Here is a 19,044-nt window from a genome sequence, read left to right on the forward strand (position 1 = left end):
TGAGGAGATACAGATGAGTGATGAGAAATTAATGGAGCTGGCTCTGGCGGCCAGAGAAGGATCTTACAGTCCCTATTCCCATTTCCGGGTAGGGGCGGCTCTGCTCTGCGCCGACGGCAGCATTTACACCGGCTGTAATATCGAAAATGCTGCCTTTACGCCGGGCATCTGCGCCGAGCGCACGGCTATCTACAAGGCGGTCAGTGAGGGCAAGCGGGACTTTCAGGCCATCGCCATCGCGGGCGGCCCGGAGGGCGGAGAGCCGGCCCTGACCGCGCCCTGCGGCGTCTGCCGCCAGGTCATGCGGGAATTCTGCGATCCGGAAGAATTTCGGATTATCCTGGGAGCCGGAACCGGGGAGAAGCAGGTGTATTTATTAAAAGAGCTGCTTCCATTGAGCTTTGGCCCGGATAATCTGAAGGGGAAGGAGAAATATTCATGAAATTCTGGAAAAACCAGTCAATCCGGAGAAAAGAAGTTTCCTTTTTCCTGGCCATGGTGCTGTTCGGGGTGTTGAAGGAATTCCTGGTCTACAACCTGCCGATCATGGCGGTGCCCAAAGGCATCCACGACGACTGGATCATGGTACATATGGCGGATGCCCTGCGGAGCGGCCAGTGGCTGGGCGAATATAACGATCTGACCCTGACCAAGGGTATGTTTTTCCCGCTCTATCTGGCGGTGCTGAATTTCCTGCGCCTGTCCTATTTAAGTGTGTCGGCGCTTCTGTATACGGTAAGCTGTATGATTTTCGTGTATGCCCTGCGGCCCCTTTTGAAGAAGTACTGGGCTTGCTTTACGCTTTATCTGGTGCTTCTGTGGAACCCGGTGTCCTATTCGGTGCAGGCGTTCCAGCGCGTGTACCGCAACAGCATTTCCTATATTCAGGTACTGCTGATCTTCGGTGGCCTGCTGGCCCTGTGGCTCAGACGCAAAGAACCGGTGAAGAAGCAGATTCTGTGGCTTCTGACCGCCGCAGTGGGCATGGTCACGTTCTTTTATACCCGGGAGGACGCCATTTGGGTGGAGCCCTTCCTGCTGGTGTTCCTGCTGGTTTACCTGGGAACTATGTTCTTTTCATGGAAGAAGGAGCACAGGCGCGAATATGTGGGAAAGGCAGTGCTGGTGCTTTTGCCCTTCCTCAGCGTCTGGGGCGCAGGACAGCTGATTGCCCAGGAAAATGATAATCATTATAACATTCGTCTGACCAACGAGTTGCAAAAGGGCGGCTTTGCGGAAATGTATAAGAGTATGATGGCGGTGAAGCCGGAGGAGGATATTCCGGGCGTGACCATGACCCGGGAGAAAATCGCGCGGATGTGCGACGAGTGCCCGACCTTGGAGAAGCTGGAACCCTATATCCAGAGCAGCCGACTCTACTGGGCAGGTTCCGGGGAAAATGAGAAGGACTGGGAAGTACGGGACGGCTGGGTCTTCTGGATCTTTCGGACAGCCCTCGCGCAGGCCGGTTATTATACGGACGGCGGGACGGTCAATCAGGTGTGTCTGCAGATTCGGGACGAGCTGGAGGCGGCCATGGACGAGGGACGCCTCACACGGCAGGCGACCATGCCATCCACCTATATGTCCCCCTGGCGGGAAGGATATCTCGGAGATCTGTTCGGCGCGTTAGGCAAGGCGATTGCTTATACTACTACTTATGACGAAATGGAGACCCTGGTGTATCTCTACAGCGAGCCCGATGAAAATGGCGGAATTCCGCTGTTTGAGCGGATGACCGGAGACAAGGCTGTCTGGTATGAGTCAGATCTGGTGGAAATGGCAGGCTGGTATGCTTCCTATGAAGGCATGGAGGGCGTGACCCTGCAGGCGGAAGCAACGGACGGTACGGTGCTTGGCACGGCGGAATTTACCGAGAGCGATGATATCGCGGCTTATCTGGCGGGACAGGGGATTGAAGCACCCGGCAGTGAAAAATGTCGCTTCTCCCTGAAGCTGTCGGTGAAGGATAAACCGCAGACGGTCTATCTGAAGGCCTACCGGAATGGAACGCTTCTGGATTCCTACGAGCTTTCGGAGGATCTGACCCGGGTGGAGAGCGGGGCTTCCTGCCTGAATCTGGACTGGTACTGGGATGTGCCGGAGCGGCATGGTTTCCTGGCAAAGATCAATTATAAGGGCGTCCTTTTAAATGGAATCCGTCAGGTGTACCATGTTACCGGAGCCGTGGCGGCAGCGGCAGGAGCTTTGGCTTATGTGGCGCTCTGCGTGCGGATGTTGAAGCGCCGCCTGCAGAAGGTGAAGGATGAGGACGGACGGGATTTGTCCGTATGGCTTACGCTTTCTGCACTGTTGGCCAGCTATTTCGTGCTACTGGGGGGAATCTCTTATTCGGAGATCTCCGGCTGGAACGCGATTCTGTACTGGTATCTGTCGGGGGCTTATCCGATTATGATTGCCTTTGAGGCGCTGGCGGTGCTGTTCCTGGTGCAGGAACTGCGGGAAAAAGTAAATCAGTAAATTCCATTAGCAAAGTCGGTTTTCATAGAATTTGCAGTGTAACGGTTACAAAGCAGCTGTAAGGATTTTTCGGTGGCAAGTTCTTAGATGACGGTACGGAACCGTTACGCAAAAAGTACAGAATCAGGACAGATATATGTTAAATTTTAGACATATTATGCATTGTATTTTGAGCGGATTCTAGTATAATAGGATATAACAGAATATAACAAAATACAACAAAAATACAACAAAAAACATAACAAAAACACAACATTCCAAAACAAAACCGGCCCTTACGGATGGCAGGCCCGTTGGAAAAGGAGAGGAATCCTATGAAACTGATTATTGATAACGCGAACATTGATGACATTCGTTCCATGTATGAGTATTTTCCCATGGACGGCGTAACCTGTAACCCGACCATTCTGGCCAAGGAAAAGCGCCCGCCCTACGAGGTACTGAAGGAGATCCGTGATTTTATCGAGGAAGGAGAGCTCCATGTACAGGTCTTAAACGACAAGGCCGAGGGTATGGTGGAGGAAGCCTACAAGATCCGCAAGGAGCTGGGAGACGATACCTATATTAAGATCCCGACCACCAAGGAGGGATTGAAGGCTATCCGGATTCTGGCGGCGGCAGGTATCCATGTGACAGCCACAGCGATTTATACCCAGATGCAGGCGTTCCTGGCGGCCAAATCCGGCGCGCTTTATGTGGCGCCCTACATCAACCGTATTGATAACCTGGGATCCGACGGCGTGCGTACCGCCAAGGAGATCCACGATATGTTCCGCAACTACGGCTTCAAGACGGAGGTGCTGGCAGCCAGCTTTAAGAATTCCCGCCAGGTCATCACCCTGTGCGAGTATGGAATCGGCGCGACTACCATTTCCCCGGACGTACTGGATCTGCTGATTAAAAATGATTCCGTAACAGCGGCCCTGAATGTATTCCGCAGTGACTTTGAGCGTGTCTGCGGCAAGGGCAAGACCATGCTGGACTGTTAAAAATAAGAGGATTTCCTATGATAGATTTGCATTTGCATTTTGATGGTTCCCTGCTTCCGCGCACCGTACTGGAGCTTGCGCAGGAGCAGGGAATCCTGCTTCCGGCGAAAGAGCCGGACGAATTAAAATTATTTCTGACAGCTCCGGAGAACTGCAAGAGCCTGAATGAATATCTGGAGAAGTTTGATCTGCCTCTTAAGGTGCTGCAGACCAGGGAGGCTGTCCGGAAGGCTATGTATATCCTGGTCAGCTCTCTGAAGGAGCAGGGAATGCTTTATGCGGAAATCCGGTTTGCGCCCCAGCTTCATACGAAAAAGGGGTTGTCCCAGGAACGGGTGGTACAGGCTGCCCTTCTGGGTATGCAGGAGGCGCTGGCGGGTTCCTTTTTCCGGTGTAAGCTGATTCTGTGCTGTATGCGTGGGGCGGACAATCATGAGGAAAATCTGCTGACCGTTCGGACGGCGGCGGCCTTTCTGGGCCGGGGCGTGGCGGCGGTAGATCTGGCCGGGGCGGAGGCTCTGTATCCTACGGCGGATTTCGCGGACGTGTTCGGGCTTGCGAGGGAGCTTGGAGTGCCCTTTACGATTCATGCGGGAGAGGCCGACGGGCCGGAGAGTATCGAAGCAGCGCTGGACTTCGGGGCCAGCCGGATCGGACACGGCGTGCGGGCAGCGGAGAAGCCGGAGCTTCTGGAGCGGCTGCGGGACCAGCGGATTCCACTGGAAATGTGTCCCAGCAGCAATGTGCAGACGAAGGCGGTTCCCTCTCTTTCGCGGCATCCGGTTCTGGAGTTTCTGCGGCAGGGTCTGTGCGTGACAGTCAATACAGACAATATGACGGTGTCGGATACAACCATAGAGAAGGAATTCGGCCTGCTGTCCCGGAAACTGGGAATGACGGCAGAAGAACGGAAAAAATTGCTTCTCAACGCAGCGGACGCGGCCTTTTTGACGTCGGAGGAGCGGTGGCGGCTGAAAGACGTAATAGAAAAGATATGTTGCTGAATCTATGGAGTCTGAAATGAATTCAGGAACGTAAAAGCTATAGATAATAGAATGAATAAGCCCGGGAAACGGGCGCAGACAGGGAGAAGAGAATGGCGAAGAAAAACGCGAGAAATACAAGAGGAAAAATTGTCAGCGCAGCCTGGAAGCTTTTTTACGAGCAGGGCTATGAGGACACGACGGTGGAAGAGATCATCGCCCTCTCCGGCACCTCCAAGGGATCCTTCTATCACTATTTCGACGGCAAGGACGCGCTTCTCTCTACCTTAAGTTCTCTTTTCGATGAGAAGTATGAGGAGCTGATGGAGGAATTGACGCCGGAGATGACAGCGATGGAGCAGCTGTTGTTTCTGAATCAGGAGCTGTTTAAGATGATCGAGGACAGCATTTCCCTGGATCTGCTGGCGCGGCTTTATTCGACCCAGCTGACCACCAGCGGGGAAAAGCATCTGCTGGATCACAATCGCATATACTATAAGCTGCTGCGGAAAATCATTGCCAAGGGCCGGGAGGATGGGCAGCTGAGCCGCACATCCAGCGTCAGCGAGATGGTGAAGCTCTACGCGCTCTGCGAGCGGGCGCTTTTGTACGACTGGTGCCTCTGCGCCGGGGAGTATTCCCTGGTGGAGTATAGCGGACGTGTGCTGCCGGTATTCCTGAGCAGCTTTCTGCCTCAAAAGTAGAAAATTTATTTTTTGTATTTCATATCTTCTAAAATACCGTCTAGTTTAAAAATGTTGTAAATAAAAGAAAAATATTGATTTTTTAATATAAAAGTACAGCATTCGTTCTATACAATATTCTGTATTGTGGTCTACTTTCCCCTGTGTTATAATAAGCCTCATGTGCGGGAGACGCCTGAACGGATCCCGCGATTGTAAAGGTATGAGGAGGAAGTAACTATGGCAGGACAAGTGGGAATTCTCGCGGCGATCGTGATTTATCTGGCAGCGATGGTCTATGTGGGATTCTATTTCAGTAAGAAAGGCAGCGGAGATTCCACAGATGAATTTTATCTGGGCGGCCGTAAGCTGGGACCGCTGGTAACGGCAATGAGCGCGGAGGCCTCCGACATGAGCAGCTGGCTCCTGATGGGATTGCCGGGCGTCGCTTATCTGACCGGTATCTCTGACGCAGGCTGGACCGCTATCGGCCTGGGCCTGGGAACCTATCTGAACTGGCTTATCGTGGCGAAGCGTCTGCGCCGCTATTCTGTAAAATGCAACGCCATTACCATTCCGGATTTCTTTTCCAGACGTTTCCGGGACGAGAAGAACATTCTGATGTGTATCGCGGCGATTGTGATTCTGATTTTCTTTATTCCCTATACGGCGTCTGGCTTTAAGGCGATCGGAACACTGTTCTCCAGTCTCTTCGGAGTCGAGTATCATGTGGCGATGATTGTCGGAGCAGTAGTAATCGTAGGTTACACCGTCATGGGCGGTTTTATGGCCGTATCTACTACAGACCTGATTCAGAGTATTGTTATGAGTATTTCTTTGGTAGTTATCGTATTTTACGGAATCCATCTGGCAGGCGGCTGGGACGCGGTTATGGCAAATGCGAACTCACTGGCCGGATATCTTTCTATGACGCAGATGCATGATGGTGCCACCAATACGGCTAGCCCCTACAGCCTGCTGACGATTATATCTACCATGGCGTGGGGACTGGGGTATTTCGGAATGCCCCATATCCTGCTTCGTTTTATGGCTATCGAAGACGAGAATAAACTGACACTTTCCCGTCGGATTGCCAGTATCTGGGTTGTAATTTCCATGGCAGTGGCTATCCTGATCGGTGTGATTGGCTGTGCGGCTTCTGTACAGGGGGCGATTCCGACCTTTGCGACCAGCGCGGAGTCCGAGACCGTCATTATCCGTTTCGCCCATCTGCTGGGACAGCATAATTTCCTGCTCTCCCTGATTGCAGGCGTGGTTCTGGCCGGTATCCTGGCCTGCACCATGTCTACGGCAGACTCTCAGCTTCTGACGGCAGCTTCCGGCGTATCCCAGAACTTGCTGCAGGATTTTCTGAAGATTAAGATGAGCGCAAAGGCTTCCATGATGGCAGCGCGTCTGACCGTAATTGGCATTGCCGTTGTGGCGATTTTCCTGGCATGGAATCCGGACAGCTCCGTATTCTATATCGTATCCTTTGCATGGGCAGGCTTCGGCGCAGCCTTCGGACCGCTGGTTCTCTTTGCACTGTTCTGGAAGCGTACCAATATGCAGGGCGCTCTGGCCGGCATGATCGCAGGCGGCGTGATGGTATTCGTATGGAAGTATCTGGTTCGTCCCATGGGCGGTGTCTGGAACATCTATGAGCTGCTTCCGGCGTTCATTGTATCCGCACTGGCAATTATCATTGTTTCTCTGCTGACAGCGGCTCCGTCCAAGGAGATTTGTGACGAGTTTGATTCCGTAGGAAGATAAGAAATCTGTAAAAAAATCCCGGTAGCCAAACGCTATCGGGATTTTTTATGTCATAGGAAGTTCTGTTAGAATTCCCTATGATATAGAAGCAAACAGAGTTTGCCAAAGAAGCGCACTCGGCGCAGGATTCTTATTACAGCTTAATATTTTTGAACAGATCTCCAAGCGTCGTAGTCAGCTCCTCCGCCTTCGGAATTTCGATTTTTTCTTCCGGAAGATCTTCCGCAGCGGCTTCGTTCAGCGCCTTCATGCTCAGGGACAGCTTGCCGTCCTTGATAGCGATAACCTTTACCTTTACGGTGTCGCCGACCTTCAGGACTACGTCCGGGCTCTTGATACGCTTTTCAGAAATCTGGGATACATGTACCAGTCCGGAGAGACCGTCGCCCAGATCGATGAATGCGCCATAGGGCTGAATGCTCTCGACCTTTCCTTCCGTTACCAGACCGACCTGTACGCTGGCCAGCTTTGACCGACGCTCCTCGGCAGCCTTCTCGCGAAGCAGCTCTCTTGCGGAGAGAACCAGCTTCTGGTTCTCCGGATCCGCAGTGATAACCTGTACCTGGATCTTCTTATTCAGCCAGTCCTCCAGGTTCTCCACATAGCCCAGAGAAAGCTTGGAAGCCGGGATAAAGCCGCGGATTCCTTCTACGTAAGCGACTACGCCGGACTTGACAATGCCGCCGATTTTTACGGTGAGAACGGTCTTGTCCTCCAGATACTGTACCAGAGTCTGCCATGCCGGATCTGTGATGTCAGCCACATCATTCTCCTGTGTATCCTGGAAGGAAGCCTCCAGCTCTTCCTTGAAATCGTCCATTGTTGTTTTTTCTTCCATTTCCCAATACCTCGTTTCATATAAAATTCAGATTACAGACAGATTTCTGAGAAATCCGCTGTCCAATAGTTCTATTATATGGTAAAATGGTGCAAAAAGCAAACGGAATCAGGAGAAAAATAGATGAATCAAGTGAAAATAAGAAAACTTGTTTTTGGAGAAGGAAGACCGAAGATCTGCGTTCCGATAACGGGCCGCACCAGAGAAGAGATTGCGCTGCGGACGGCAGAGCTGAAAGCGGCGAAGCCGGATCTGGCGGAATGGCGGGCCGACTGGTATGAGGAAGTATTTGACAGGGAAAAACTGGAAACTACGCTGGCGTGGCTGCGTGAAGAGCTGGGCGAGCTGCCGCTTCTGGTGACCTTCCGGACCAGAGAGGAGGGCGGCGAGCAGAGTGTTAGCCCGGAGGACTATGCGGCATTTTTAAGGACGGTCCTTATGTCCGGACAGGCAGATCTCATCGACGTGGAGCTGTTCCGGGGAGAGAAGCTGCTTCGGGATATCTGCAAAGAGGCAAAGGCGCAGGGGGTAAAGGTGATTGCCTCCAGCCATGACTTTGAAAAGACTCCGGCAAAAGAGGAGATCCTTGCCCGGCTAATCCGGATGCAGGACTGCGGGGCGGATCTTCTGAAGCTGGCCGTCATGCCCCAGGATGCCGCCGACGTGCTGACCCTTCTGTCCGCCACTTTAGAGATGAGCGAAAAATATGCAAAGCAGCCCGTGGTAACCATGTCCATGGGAGCAAAAGGCGCAGTGAGCCGCTTGGCCGGAGAAGTCTTTGGTTCCGCTATGACCTTCGGATCCGCCGGCGTAGCTTCTGCCCCGGGTCAGGTGAGCGTGCCGGAGCTGAAGATGGCGCTGGAGGTGCTGCGACAGGGGAAATGAGTTTTTCGTTATATAATATCAGCTTATTGGCGTATTGAGTTTGATGAAGTTAAATTTAAAATGTAGATTATTATAGATACATAACATATAATTTATTTAAAGATGAAAATATATGGTATATCTATGAATAATCCAACGATGGAAAATGTATTAAACCTGGCTCTGGACGCCACTCCCCAGGAGCTGGCCCGCTCCGAAGATCTGAACGTGGGTTTCGACAGTACCGAAAAAATCTGGGAGCTTATCGTAAAATATTCCGGATCGCTTACGGGACTTTCATCCCTTGGCGTGACTGTCACAGAGCTCCTGAACGAATACGCAATCCTGACAGTGCCGGAGTCCCTGGTAGAGCGTCTGGCGCTGGTTCCGGAAATCGAATATATCGAAAAACCAAAGAGGCTGTTTTTTTCTGTAAATCAGGGAAAAGCAGCCTCCTGTATTCCGGCGGTCCAGAATGCCCGTTATGATTTATATGGAGACGGCGTTCTGGTGGCGCTGTTGGATTCCGGTGTGGATTATGCCCACCCGGATTTTAGAAATGAGGACGGGACGACGCGGATCCTGGCCCTGTGGGATCAGACCATCCCGGGCAGACCGCCGGAGGGTTACCGCATCGGCACGGAATACACACAGCAGGAGATCAATGAAGCACTGGCGGCGGATACAGAGAGCGCCCGTTATGCATTGGTACCAAGCCGGGACGTAAGCGGCCACGGCACCAGGGTTCTCGGCATCGCGGCAGGCAATGGCCGTGCCAGCGGCGGCCGCTATCGGGGAATCGCAAGCCGCAGTCCGATCCTGGCCGTGAAGCTTGGCATGCCCCGGGAGGAGGGCTTTCCACGGACCACAGAGCTCATGCAGGGGGTGGACTACTGCATCCGAAAGGCGCTGGAGCTTCGCCTGCCCGTGGTGGTCAATATCAGCATTGGCAATACCTACGGCGCCCACGATGGCACTTCTCTTCTGGAGACTTATATCGCTGACATCGCTAACGTCTGGAAATCGGTCATTTGTATCGGTACGGGAAATGAGGGCTACGCAGCCGGTCACGCGGCGGGGATCCTGCAGGAGCGGACGACGGAGACAGTAGAGTTGGCTGTGGGCGAATACGAGACCGCCTTTAGCATCCAGATCTGGAAATCCTATCTGGATGAGGTTGACATAACGCTGATAAGCCCGGGTGGAAGAAGGGCGGGGCCTATTCAGAAACTTCTGGGAGCTCAGCGTTTTGTGCTGGAAGAGACGGAAATCCTACTATATTATGGAGAGCCGTCACCCTACAGTCAGTCTCAGGAGATCTATCTGGAGCTGCTGCCCCGGGGTGATTACGTGGACACGGGAATCTGGACCCTGGAGCTGGCTGCCGGGGAGATTCGGGATGGTCATTATCACATCTGGCTCCCCAGCTCCGCCGCCCTGAATGGCGGCACCCGTTTCCTGCGCGCCTCTGCCGACACAACCCTGACAATCCCCTCCACCGCCCGCCGAATCGCCGCCATCGGAGCTTACGATAGCCGCACTCTGACCTACGCCGACTTCTCCGGTCGCGGCGGCACCTGTGATCTCCGAGAAAAGCCTGTTCTCGTCGCCCCCGGCGTTCGCATCCTCACCACCGCCCCAGGCGGCACCTACGCAGAAGTCACTGGCACCTCCTTTGCCACTCCCTTTGCCACTGGAGCCGCCGCTCTTTTATTGCAGTGGGGGATCGTCGACGGCAACGATCCCTATCTCTATGGAGAAAAGGCGATTGCGTTTCTGAAAAAAGGAACCCGTCCGCTTCCGGCGTATGCAGAGTATCCGAATCCGGAGGTGGGGTGGGGGTCGGACGTTATAATAAGGTTACATGGAAGAAAGTCAGTAAAATCAAGTGTTTCCGTTCATTTTCCCTAAATAGAAACGGAACACTTTCCACACGGTTTCGAGAAAAATCTGCCCGGGTTGGACTTGGGATGATGTGGCAGGAGAGAGTGTAGTAATGACGTAACATGAACTAGCGATTTTGAGAGTAAAGAAGGAGAGGAGTTGTGGTTATAAACAAAATAATTTGAAAATATGAAGTTCGTGGAAAATAAGAGATTTTCACAATTTTTAAAATGTGGTAAAATTATACAAATGTAAAACAGGGGGAGTTTAAGATGATAATGTTTATACTTGCAATAATTATTGCTTTTACGATTTACTTCATAAAGAAAAAGCAATATGAGAAAACAGAATATTATCTCCAAACGAAAATTCCATATGGAAGTGTTCGGTTTGATAAAGGGCGTTTAGGAGAATTTTATACATACAAATATTTGAAAACACTTGAAGGATATAAGAGATTTTTATTTAATGTTTATCTGCCAAAAGAGAACGGAGAGACTACAGAAATAGATGTTATTCTTTTACATGAAACAGGTATTTATGTATTTGAGTCAAAGAATTACAGTGGATGGATTTTTGGAACAGAAACACAACAATATTGGACACAGACGTTACCTGTTGGAAAAGGAAAATCGCAGAAAACAAAGTTTTTCAATCCGATTATTCAAAACAAAGTACACTTAAAATGGCTTCAGCAGTTCCTTGGTGCTGAGTCTCAATTACCATTTTATTCATACATTGTATTTAGTGATCGGTGTACTTTAAAGGAAATTACGTTGACTAGCGGGAATCATTTTGTTATTAACCGATATAATATTCTTACTGCTGTTCAAAGTAATGTTGTGCGTGTTGGAAAACAACTAGAGCAAAAAGAGGTTGATAGGTTATATGAAAAGCTGTATCCGCTCACTCAAGTAAGTGAAGCACAAAAATTAATACATATAGCAAATGTTCAACAGAAACAGCAGACGGATACAGCAAATACAGCGGTGATGCGATGCCCACGTTGCGGAGGTACACTTGTAATCCGAATTGCTAATAAAGGGGAACGGAAAGGAGAACGATTTTTGGGGTGTTCAAATTATCCAAAGTGTAGATACATAAAAAATTTATAAGGAAAATAAGTAAGTATAGAAAACTAATTTTGAATATAAGAAAAGTCGCAGTGTAAAATTCCGCTGCGGCTTTCTTTATGGAGAAAATTGGAATATGACGGCAAAAAGCGACGGCACTCTTCCCAAATGCCGTCAAAAAGCGCCGTCAAATTCAAAAAAGTGACGGCAGAAAATGCCGTCATTCACAAAAAGCAGAAAATTGTGACGGCAAAAAGTGCCGTCAAATCCCAAAAGTGACGGCAAAATCTGCCGTCATTTCACGTTATCAGGGGTTTCAGGAGCTTTTCCCCTGACCAGAAGCATTTTGGCGGTGACGTCACAAATGCGTATCTGGCCGCAGACCCCTTATTTTCAGAGAAATTTAGTGATGCGTCTGACGCGTAAAACTGCGTGCTTTACAGCATAAAATTTTTAACCATAAGAATCTATACTGACCTCGTAATCAGCAAGGTATGAAAAGCGAAAATGAAACAGGCATAGGACGACTTGGGCAGAGAATATGCTGGGAATGAGGTGAGCATCATGGGCAATCGACCAGAGGCAGAGTTGACAGTAGATCTTGAGCAGCTAAAGAGAATCGAAGAACTGCTTCCGGATACACAAAAAATAATTGCAGAAAAAGTGGGAGCTTTCGTGGAAAAGTCCGGTGTTTCTCCATACGCTCACATGAATGAAGGATATGCAGTGATTGTCAGATTGACCGGAGAAATAGATGCTACAGAAGCAATTCTGGATTATCTTAGAAAAAGAACGGAGCTGATATATTAAAATGCCTTGCAAAGATATAGGTTTTATGTTAACCTGAAGTCAGGGAAAATGAACGTGATACATAGCTTCTGACTTCACTTCCATGAATACGCAGGTTAGGAGCAATGTAGAATGGAACAGTTACAAACGAATATGCCAGATATGTACGATGCGGCACTGTATCTTCGTCTGTCCAGAGATGATATAGAGGACGGGGGTGCAAAGACAGAGAGCGACAGCATTGCAAATCAAAGAGAGTTACTTCGGAGCTTTGTAAAAAGCCAGCCGGATATTCAGATCTTTGATATATATGTGGATGACGGATACTCGGGTGGAAATTTTGACAGGCCTGAGTTCAAACGAATGACAAAAGACATAGAGTCTGGAAAAGTAAATTGTGTGATCGTGAAAGACTTATCCAGATTCGGAAGAGAGTATATAGAAGCCGGGCGTTGGATTGAGAAAATCTACCCGGCTTTAAACGTGCGTTTTATATCTGTTACGGATCAATTTGACAGCAACACGGCAGATTTTTCGGAAAAATCTTTTGTAGTTCCGGTGAAAAATTTTTTAAATGAAAGCTATTGCAGAGATATTTCCGGCAAGGTACGCAGTCATCAGAAAATCAAACGGGAAAAAGGAGAGTTTATCGGAGCCTTTGCGCCGTATGGGTATCGCAAGGATTCAGAAAATAAAAATCGTCTTGTGGTGGACGCTGAGGCAGCAGATGTTGTAAGAAAAATATTTGCCTGGAAAATGGAAGGCTTCAGCCTCGGAGCCATAGCGGAAAAATTGAATGAACGGCAGGTTCTGTCACCCAAGGCGTATAAAAAGGCGAACGGAGAAAATTATAATTCTGGCTTTGTGGGAACAGATACACCGAAATGGTCTGCAGTCCAGATTAAGCGAATTCTGGTCAATGAGGTGTATATCGGAAATCTGGTACAGGGTAAACAAGAACGAATCAGTTATAAGGTAAAGAAGCGGTTGAATAAACCCGAGGCGGAGTGGGCAAGGGTGAAAGATACGCATCCGGCCATTATAAAACAGAGCGAGTTTGAAGTGGTGCAAAAGCTATTACAATATGACGGAAGAGCGTCAAAAACAGCAGAGCATGCGAGTTTTTTCTCCGGCTTTGTCTTTTGTGGAGACTGCGGGACGCCGATGATACGTAGAGTAAATCGGTATAAGGAAAGAGAAAAAGCATTTTATATCTGTCAGACCAAGAACAAGGGCGGAGCTTGTACCCGACATAGTGTTTCAGAAGAAGTGTTAAAGAAAATCGTGCTGAAAGAAATTCAGATATATACGGCGCTTTTTGCAGATTATGAAAGAATAATGGATGAGCTTCACAAAATGAGAATTGATTATGAACAGGTTGTTCATTATGATATGCAGATAGCTAAATTGCAGTCAGAATATAGCAGATATTACGGATTGAGAGCGTCGCTCTATGATGATTTAAAAGAAGGACTGCTTAGTAAAGAGGAATTTGATGAGTTTCGGGAAAGTTATGGAAAAAAATGTGAAGAACTGAACAGGAGGATCGAGAAGCAAAAAGAACTGGTAAAGCAGATGTTTGAAAATGGAGTGTCTGCAGCCGTTCAGTTGGAAGATTGGAAAAAATCACTGGAAATCAAAGAGCTAGATCGCATCCTGCTGGCATTAACAGTAGATAAAATCTATGTTTATGAAAACAAGCGGCTGGAAATCCATCTCCGCTATGAAGACACGATCGAAAAGCTGAAAATCATAAAACAATTTTATGAAGTACAGCAGACAGAATGCGGAAAAGAGGTGGGATAAATGGCAAGGACAGCGCAAAGGTATAAGAAATTAGTAGAGAAGAAATCGGCACAAGTTCCAGTATACAGGGCGGCGATCTACGCCAGATTATCGGTAGATAAGAATGAGAAAAAGGTGGAATCCATTGAAACACAGGTGGCTTTGATAAAGGAATTTATTCAAACTCATAATGCAAAAGCGGACAAAGAATATGAACTGGCTCTGTATGATATTTATTCGGACATTGGGAAAACTGGGACAAATTTTGAAAGACCGGGCTTTGAGCGGATGATGAAGGACATCAGGGAAAGAAAAGTAAATTGTATTCTGGTAAAGGACTTTTCCAGATTTGGGAGAAACTATATTGAAACAGGAAATTATCTGGAAAAAATATTGCCCTTTATGAAGATACGCTTTATTTCCATATGCGACCGGTATGATTCATTTGCACCAGATTCGGAAAATCAGGAACTGACTATGAATATTAAGAATCTGGTAAATGATGCTTACGCAAAAGACATTTCAGCAAAGGAGCGGGCGGCCAAGCGTATCGCACAGAAGAACGGGGAGTACGTTGGGAGCAAAGCTCCGTATGGGTACCGATGTGAGAAAGTAGATGGAAAGTATACACTGCTTATAGAGCCGGAAGCGGCGAAGATCGTTCAGAGAATTTTTGAAGAATATGCAGCGGGTGAGAAAATCCAGCATATTATAGATGACTTGTATAAAGCAGGTGTGCATCGCATTTCTGATTATAACCAGTATCATCATGTGTATTGTCAGAAAGGTGAAATATTGCACCAATGGGGAAATTCGTCTATACGTGCGGTACTGAACCGGAACAATTACTACGGAGATTTGGTTCAGCGAAAATATGAATCCAGATTTCAAAAAGGTGAAAAGGGATGTGCAGTTCTGGATGAAAGGGAATGGATTATTACGCCTACTGCACATGCCCCCATTATCAGCCGGGAATTATTTGAAAAGGCGCAGGAAAGGTTAAAGGCAGGTCAGGAAGCAAGAACTGTAGTTGGCTGGAAAAAAGATGAAAGAGCCTTTTACAATGTATTTTATTGTGGAGAATGCGGACGGAAAATGAGTACAAGCAGATCGAATGGCAGTGTTTTCTATTTCTGCGGTGCGTCACGGTATCAGGACGAAAGAAAGTGCAACTATAAAAGCGTTTCCGAAGATAAGATACAGAGCATTGTTCATGCAGAATTGAACAGGCAGTTTCAACTATCGGGATTACAGAAAAAGAATATGGTTGCCATGGGCAAAACAGCTTTTCAAGCGAAAATTGTGCAGATTGAAAATGAGATAAAGAGAATGAATGTCGAAGCAGAGCGACAGGCCGGAAAATTTGCAGAGGCATTTATGCAGTATAAGGATAGAAACTTATCCAGAGAAGCATATATGGCGTTGAGAGTGGAACGCAATGATTGGAAAATATTTTGTGATGAGAGAAGGAAAGCTTTGGAGCAAAGAATTACAGAGCTGCAGAAGCGACAGAAGGAAGAAACGCGATTTTTGAAAAGCCTGTTAGATTTAAAAGGTACATCGAAAATCAATGCGGAACTTGCCGAGGCGTTGATTGAAAAAATCTATGTGTATGATGATAAAAGGTTAGAAATTCATTTTCGATTCAAGGGAGGTGTTGGCGTATGAGCGAAGGAAAAGTTGTTATTGGCTATTATCGCCTTTCCATGGAGGATGATTCCCAGAGAGAGAGTAACAGTATCATCAATCAGCGAAAATTGGTGAAAGATTATATTTCCCATAGTCCGGAGCTGGCCGCTATGCCATTTCAGGAATTTTACGATGATGGATATTCCGGAGCCACGATGGAACGTCCGGCCATCCGACAGGTGCTGGAGCTGGCTCGGAATAACCAGGTTCAGTGCATAATAGTAAAGGATTTTTCACGCTTTGCCAGAAACTATATTGAAATGGGAACCTACCTGGAGCAGATTTTTCCGTTTCTGGGGGTACGATTCATTTCTATTTCGGATCATTATGATTCCAGGGATTATCAGGGAAAAGGTTCGGATCTGGAAGTGCAGTTTAAAGGTTTAGTCGCGGATTTTTATGTCAAAGATCAATCTGCTAAGGTAAAAGCTGCGGTGAACACTAAAAGAGGCAGAGGTGAGTATTGCTGCGGTTCTGCTCCTTATGGTTATCGAATCAATCCGGAGAATCGAAAAGAATTATTAATTGTGGAAGATGAGGCAGAAGTGATACGCAGAGTCTTTGAATTGATCAATCAGCGCTATTCCAAGACAGAAATATGCCGCCTGTTTAATGAAGAAGGCATACCCACACCCCTCCAATCCATGTGCAAACGCCAGAAGTCAGATAATAAAAAAGCATCCACGAGAGGGTTACAGTGGACGAGTGACACGATACGAAAAATCTTGAATGACAAGAACTATATAGGTTGTATGGTCTACGGAAAAACCAAAATCCCAGACCCGGGAACCGGAAAAGAAGTACCTGTACCCAAAAGTGCATGGAAGGTGATAGAGGGTCATCACAAACCTATCATATCCAGGGAAACCTTTGAAAAAGCGCAGGCTCTCCAAATCCGTCACACGAAGAAAAGCAAATTTGATAAAGAAACAACCTTACTGAGCGGTTATGTGAAATGCGGAAATTGCCGGAGAAACCTGACGGGAAGCAAGAGACTGCACGGGCATGTGCTTTATAGTTGCGCGTATAGTCAGGGGAAAGAAGATACGGGGTGTTTCGCAGGAAAAGCGGATGACAGGATGCTGGAGCAGATCGTGTTGAGAGAGATAAAGGAGCATCTGCGGCGGGAGATTAGTCAGGAAGAGATGAGGGAGAGGGTAAAACGGCAGAGTGAAGAGAAGATAGAAGGTTATCAGGCGGAAAAAATGAAATGTGAAAAGAGGCGGGAGGAGATAAAAGAGGAAAATTGGAGGAATTATGAGAGGTATCGGGAAGGAGAGATAGAGCGAGAGGAGTTTTTGAAGACTAGAGAAAGGTTAGAGGAAGAAAAAGGAAAGCTAGGAATGCGGGATCAAGAATTAGAAGAGCTAATATGTAGAGAAGAAGAGAAGGTAGGGGTGAGAAAAGATGTCTCGGCGGAAGAGATGGAAGAATGCTTGGGGTATAGAAAATTGACTAGGAAGATGTTAGAGAAGTATGTGGATGGAATATATGTGTATGATGATGGAAAAGTAAAAGTGAAAACAAAATAAAAACGAAAATTACGTTTTTAATATTGAATATTTGGAGAATATATGTCATAATATAATATATAAAAACAAAAACAATGAAGATAAAAGGAGATACCAAATGAAATTATTAAAAATTGTTATGCAAAATATGCCGCGATTCAAGGGAAATATAGATATTGATTTTATTACAAAACAAAGGGTAGACGAAGATGATAAAGAAAAACTGTATAATGTATTTTCTAATATATATACAAACCAAGTGATTTCATTTATAGGTCTTAATGCTTCTGGAAAAACGACAATCTTAAAAGTAATTTCTTTTGTTATAAACTTGCTTAACAATGAAGCTCTTAATAGTATTAAATCTAAAGAAATTTTGAATGAATTATCCGAAAAGGAAAAAGTCATAATTATTAGTTATTTTTATAATGAAAATAGCATTTATAAACTTGAGACAACTATAGCGAAAAAAGTAAATCATGTTGATAATGAAGAGAAACTAGTTATAGTTGAGGAAAGATTGTGGGAAAAAGATGCCAGCAAAGTAAAAACAAAAAAGGGGTTATTTGATTTTAGGGACACAGATATAAGAATCGAGAGAAATGAAAAGGAGCAATTTCTATTAGATGATGTTAGTGTAATGATTGCAATAAATAAAGAAAAGCAGTCAAATTTCCCGTTAAGAAATATGTTAATGTGGACTAATTATAATATGTTGAATATTCTTGGAAGATTTCCAAAAGAATTATTGACATTTCTTGATCCGAGTATCGAGTATTTTGAATGCAATGTAGAAAAAAAATCTGCAGATATCCGATTGAAATTTTATGGTTCCGAAGAAATAATATTAAATAGGCCGAGTGAAATAGAAAGATATCTTTCATCAGGGACGATCAAGGGAATAAATGTTTTTATGAATGCATTATTTTGCTTTATAGAGGGGGGGTACTTAATTGTTGATGAACTTGAAAATCATTTTAATGAAGAGATTGTAACTACATTGGTTCGTTTTTTCATGAATCCAAGTGTAAATAAAAGGGGTGCTACTTTAATTTATTCAACTCATTATTCAGAGTTATTGGATGAATATGAAAGAAACGACTGTATATATATTGTTAGAAATCGAGGGGGAATTTATGCTGAAAATCTTTCGCTTATACTAAAACGAAATGATATCAAAAAGAGCGAGGCGTATGAGAGCGGGTATTTAGAAGGAACCGTACCGGTATATGAGGCGTATATGGCATTAAAAAAGGCCCTTTCTAATGTTAAAGCTGGAAAGGGGGACGAAAAATAGAATGGTAAAATATACGGCTTGTATTTGTGAAGGCGGGGCAGAAACTGTAATATTGAATTTGTTATTAGAGCAAAATAAGTTGATTTTTTCGAAAGAAGATTTACTTGAAGGCGAAATCCTTAAATCAAGAAAAGGAAAAGATTTTGAAATGCGATACTTAAAAAAGGATTTTGCGGGCAAGATAACCGTATATAGGATACTTGATTCACGGCGGGAAAATTTTAAAATCAGTAAGGCGTATCAACATAAAGTGGAGGTTGTAAATGTAATTACAGCACCGGAAATAGAAATGCTGATAATTTGTAATGAAGCTTCCTGTATAATAAAAAACGTGGATGTTGAAAATTGAAAATACCTCAGAGTACAATAAGACTACTGACTGGCAGGTTAGTAAAAATCTTATTG

16 protein-coding genes are annotated in these 19,044 nt (G+C 46.4%); 15 read left to right on the forward strand and 1 reads right to left on the reverse strand.

The features are described from left to right. Positions 1-13 precede the first annotated feature (13 nt). From cdd to OCV63_RS12055, 6 genes are all read left to right on the forward strand, one after another. Positions 14-442: a cytidine deaminase gene (cdd, locus tag OCV63_RS12030; protein ID WP_158364189.1), complete on the forward strand. Its 429-nt coding sequence runs from the start codon at positions 14-16 to the stop codon at positions 440-442. Further along, a complete protein-coding gene (locus OCV63_RS12035) occupies positions 439-2,481 on the forward strand; it encodes a hypothetical protein (protein ID WP_158364191.1) in 2,043 nt (680 codons plus the stop codon). The genes cdd and OCV63_RS12035 overlap by 4 nt, the downstream gene beginning before the upstream one ends. Positions 2,482-2,795: 314 nt before the next feature. Then, positions 2,796-3,470, forward strand: coding sequence for a transaldolase family protein (locus tag OCV63_RS12040; protein ID WP_158364193.1), 675 nt, complete (start codon positions 2,796-2,798; stop codon positions 3,468-3,470). A 17-nt stretch (positions 3,471-3,487) separates the two neighbouring features. Then, positions 3,488-4,474 carry an adenosine deaminase gene (gene add / locus OCV63_RS12045; protein ID WP_158364195.1) on the forward strand — a complete coding sequence of 329 codons (987 nt, stop codon included), beginning with the start codon at positions 3,488-3,490 and terminating at the stop codon, positions 4,472-4,474. Between the two features lie 92 nt (positions 4,475-4,566). Beyond that, positions 4,567-5,157: a TetR/AcrR family transcriptional regulator gene (locus tag OCV63_RS12050; RefSeq protein WP_158364197.1), complete on the forward strand. Its 591-nt coding sequence runs from the start codon at positions 4,567-4,569 to the stop codon at positions 5,155-5,157. A 219-nt stretch (positions 5,158-5,376) separates the two neighbouring features. Beyond that, positions 5,377-6,909, forward strand: a complete 1,533-nt coding sequence (locus OCV63_RS12055) for a sodium/proline symporter (RefSeq protein ID WP_158364199.1) — start codon at positions 5,377-5,379, stop codon at positions 6,907-6,909. 133 nt (positions 6,910-7,042) lie between these two features. On the opposite strand, the gene OCV63_RS12060 is transcribed toward OCV63_RS12055, so the two are convergent. After that, a complete protein-coding gene (locus OCV63_RS12060; RefSeq protein ID WP_158364201.1) occupies positions 7,043-7,747 on the reverse strand; it encodes a S1 RNA-binding domain-containing protein in 705 nt (234 codons plus the stop codon). A gap of 123 nt (positions 7,748-7,870) precedes the next feature. Between OCV63_RS12060 and aroD the strand changes: the two genes are divergently transcribed. The 9 genes from aroD to OCV63_RS12105 all read left to right on the forward strand — a co-directional run bounded on the left by aroD (position 7,871) and on the right by OCV63_RS12105 (position 18,988). Beyond that, positions 7,871-8,632, forward strand: a complete 762-nt coding sequence (gene aroD, locus OCV63_RS12065; protein ID WP_158364203.1) for a type I 3-dehydroquinate dehydratase — start codon at positions 7,871-7,873, stop codon at positions 8,630-8,632. A 123-nt stretch (positions 8,633-8,755) separates the two neighbouring features. Continuing rightward, on the forward strand, positions 8,756-10,522 hold the full coding sequence (locus OCV63_RS12070) for a S8 family peptidase (protein ID WP_158364205.1): 1,767 nt from the start codon (positions 8,756-8,758) through the stop codon (positions 10,520-10,522). A gap of 245 nt (positions 10,523-10,767) precedes the next feature. Then, positions 10,768-11,610, forward strand: a complete 843-nt coding sequence (locus OCV63_RS12075) for a nuclease-related domain-containing protein (RefSeq protein WP_158364207.1) — start codon at positions 10,768-10,770, stop codon at positions 11,608-11,610. A 522-nt stretch (positions 11,611-12,132) separates the two neighbouring features. Then, the gene (locus OCV63_RS12080; protein ID WP_158364209.1) at positions 12,133-12,378 is read left to right on the forward strand and encodes a hypothetical protein; all 246 of its coding nucleotides are present in this window, start codon (positions 12,133-12,135) and stop codon (positions 12,376-12,378) included. A 141-nt stretch (positions 12,379-12,519) separates the two neighbouring features. Further along, positions 12,520-14,163 (forward strand): recombinase family protein, encoded by a 1,644-nt coding sequence (locus OCV63_RS12085; RefSeq protein WP_331485552.1) that lies wholly within the window; start codon positions 12,520-12,522, stop codon positions 14,161-14,163. Then, positions 14,164-15,810 (forward strand): recombinase family protein, encoded by a 1,647-nt coding sequence (locus OCV63_RS12090; RefSeq protein ID WP_158364213.1) that lies wholly within the window; start codon positions 14,164-14,166, stop codon positions 15,808-15,810. It begins immediately after the preceding gene. Then, positions 15,807-17,363, forward strand: a complete 1,557-nt coding sequence (locus OCV63_RS12095) for a recombinase family protein (protein WP_158364215.1) — start codon at positions 15,807-15,809, stop codon at positions 17,361-17,363. Before OCV63_RS12090 ends, OCV63_RS12095 begins: the two co-directional genes overlap by 4 nt. Before the next feature lie 97 nt (positions 17,364-17,460). Continuing rightward, the gene (locus OCV63_RS12100; RefSeq protein ID WP_158364217.1) at positions 17,461-18,639 is read left to right on the forward strand and encodes an AAA family ATPase; all 1,179 of its coding nucleotides are present in this window, start codon (positions 17,461-17,463) and stop codon (positions 18,637-18,639) included. Next, entirely contained in the window at positions 18,608-18,988 is a 381-nt protein-coding gene (locus tag OCV63_RS12105; RefSeq protein ID WP_262670839.1) for a hypothetical protein, read from the forward strand. The genes OCV63_RS12100 and OCV63_RS12105 overlap by 32 nt, the downstream gene beginning before the upstream one ends. Positions 18,989-19,044: the final 56 nt, after the last annotated feature.

The sequence above is a fragment of the Laedolimicola ammoniilytica genome, assembly GCF_025567165.1.
Classification (GTDB): Bacteria; Bacillota; Clostridia; order Lachnospirales; family Lachnospiraceae; genus Laedolimicola; species Laedolimicola ammoniilytica.

What these genes read in the sequence shown, in the direction of transcription:
- OCV63_RS12100 (WP_158364217.1), top strand. Translation starts at nt 17,461, where the DNA reads ATGAAATTATTAAAAATTGTTATGCAAAATATGCCGCGATTCAAGGGA.
- OCV63_RS12105 (WP_262670839.1), top strand. Translation starts at nt 18,608, where the DNA reads ATGTTAAAGCTGGAAAGGGGGACGAAAAATAGAATGGTAAAATATACG.
- OCV63_RS12075 (WP_158364207.1), top strand. Translation starts at nt 10,768, where the DNA reads ATGATAATGTTTATACTTGCAATAATTATTGCTTTTACGATTTACTTC.
- OCV63_RS12040 (WP_158364193.1), top strand. Translation starts at nt 2,796, where the DNA reads ATGAAACTGATTATTGATAACGCGAACATTGATGACATTCGTTCCATG.
- OCV63_RS12055 (WP_158364199.1), top strand. Translation starts at nt 5,377, where the DNA reads ATGGCAGGACAAGTGGGAATTCTCGCGGCGATCGTGATTTATCTGGCA.
- OCV63_RS12085 (WP_331485552.1), top strand. Translation starts at nt 12,520, where the DNA reads ATGTACGATGCGGCACTGTATCTTCGTCTGTCCAGAGATGATATAGAG.
- OCV63_RS12070 (WP_158364205.1), top strand. Translation starts at nt 8,756, where the DNA reads ATGAATAATCCAACGATGGAAAATGTATTAAACCTGGCTCTGGACGCC.
- OCV63_RS12050 (WP_158364197.1), top strand. Translation starts at nt 4,567, where the DNA reads ATGGCGAAGAAAAACGCGAGAAATACAAGAGGAAAAATTGTCAGCGCA.
- cdd (WP_158364189.1), top strand. Translation starts at nt 14, where the DNA reads ATGAGTGATGAGAAATTAATGGAGCTGGCTCTGGCGGCCAGAGAAGGA.
- OCV63_RS12035 (WP_158364191.1), top strand. Translation starts at nt 439, where the DNA reads ATGAAATTCTGGAAAAACCAGTCAATCCGGAGAAAAGAAGTTTCCTTT.
- aroD (WP_158364203.1), top strand. Translation starts at nt 7,871, where the DNA reads ATGAATCAAGTGAAAATAAGAAAACTTGTTTTTGGAGAAGGAAGACCG.
- add (WP_158364195.1), top strand. Translation starts at nt 3,488, where the DNA reads ATGATAGATTTGCATTTGCATTTTGATGGTTCCCTGCTTCCGCGCACC.
- OCV63_RS12060 (WP_158364201.1), bottom strand. Translation starts at nt 7,747, where the DNA reads ATGGAAGAAAAAACAACAATGGACGATTTCAAGGAAGAGCTGGAGGCT.
- OCV63_RS12095 (WP_158364215.1), top strand. Translation starts at nt 15,807, where the DNA reads ATGAGCGAAGGAAAAGTTGTTATTGGCTATTATCGCCTTTCCATGGAG.
- OCV63_RS12090 (WP_158364213.1), top strand. Translation starts at nt 14,164, where the DNA reads ATGGCAAGGACAGCGCAAAGGTATAAGAAATTAGTAGAGAAGAAATCG.
- OCV63_RS12080 (WP_158364209.1), top strand. Translation starts at nt 12,133, where the DNA reads ATGGGCAATCGACCAGAGGCAGAGTTGACAGTAGATCTTGAGCAGCTA.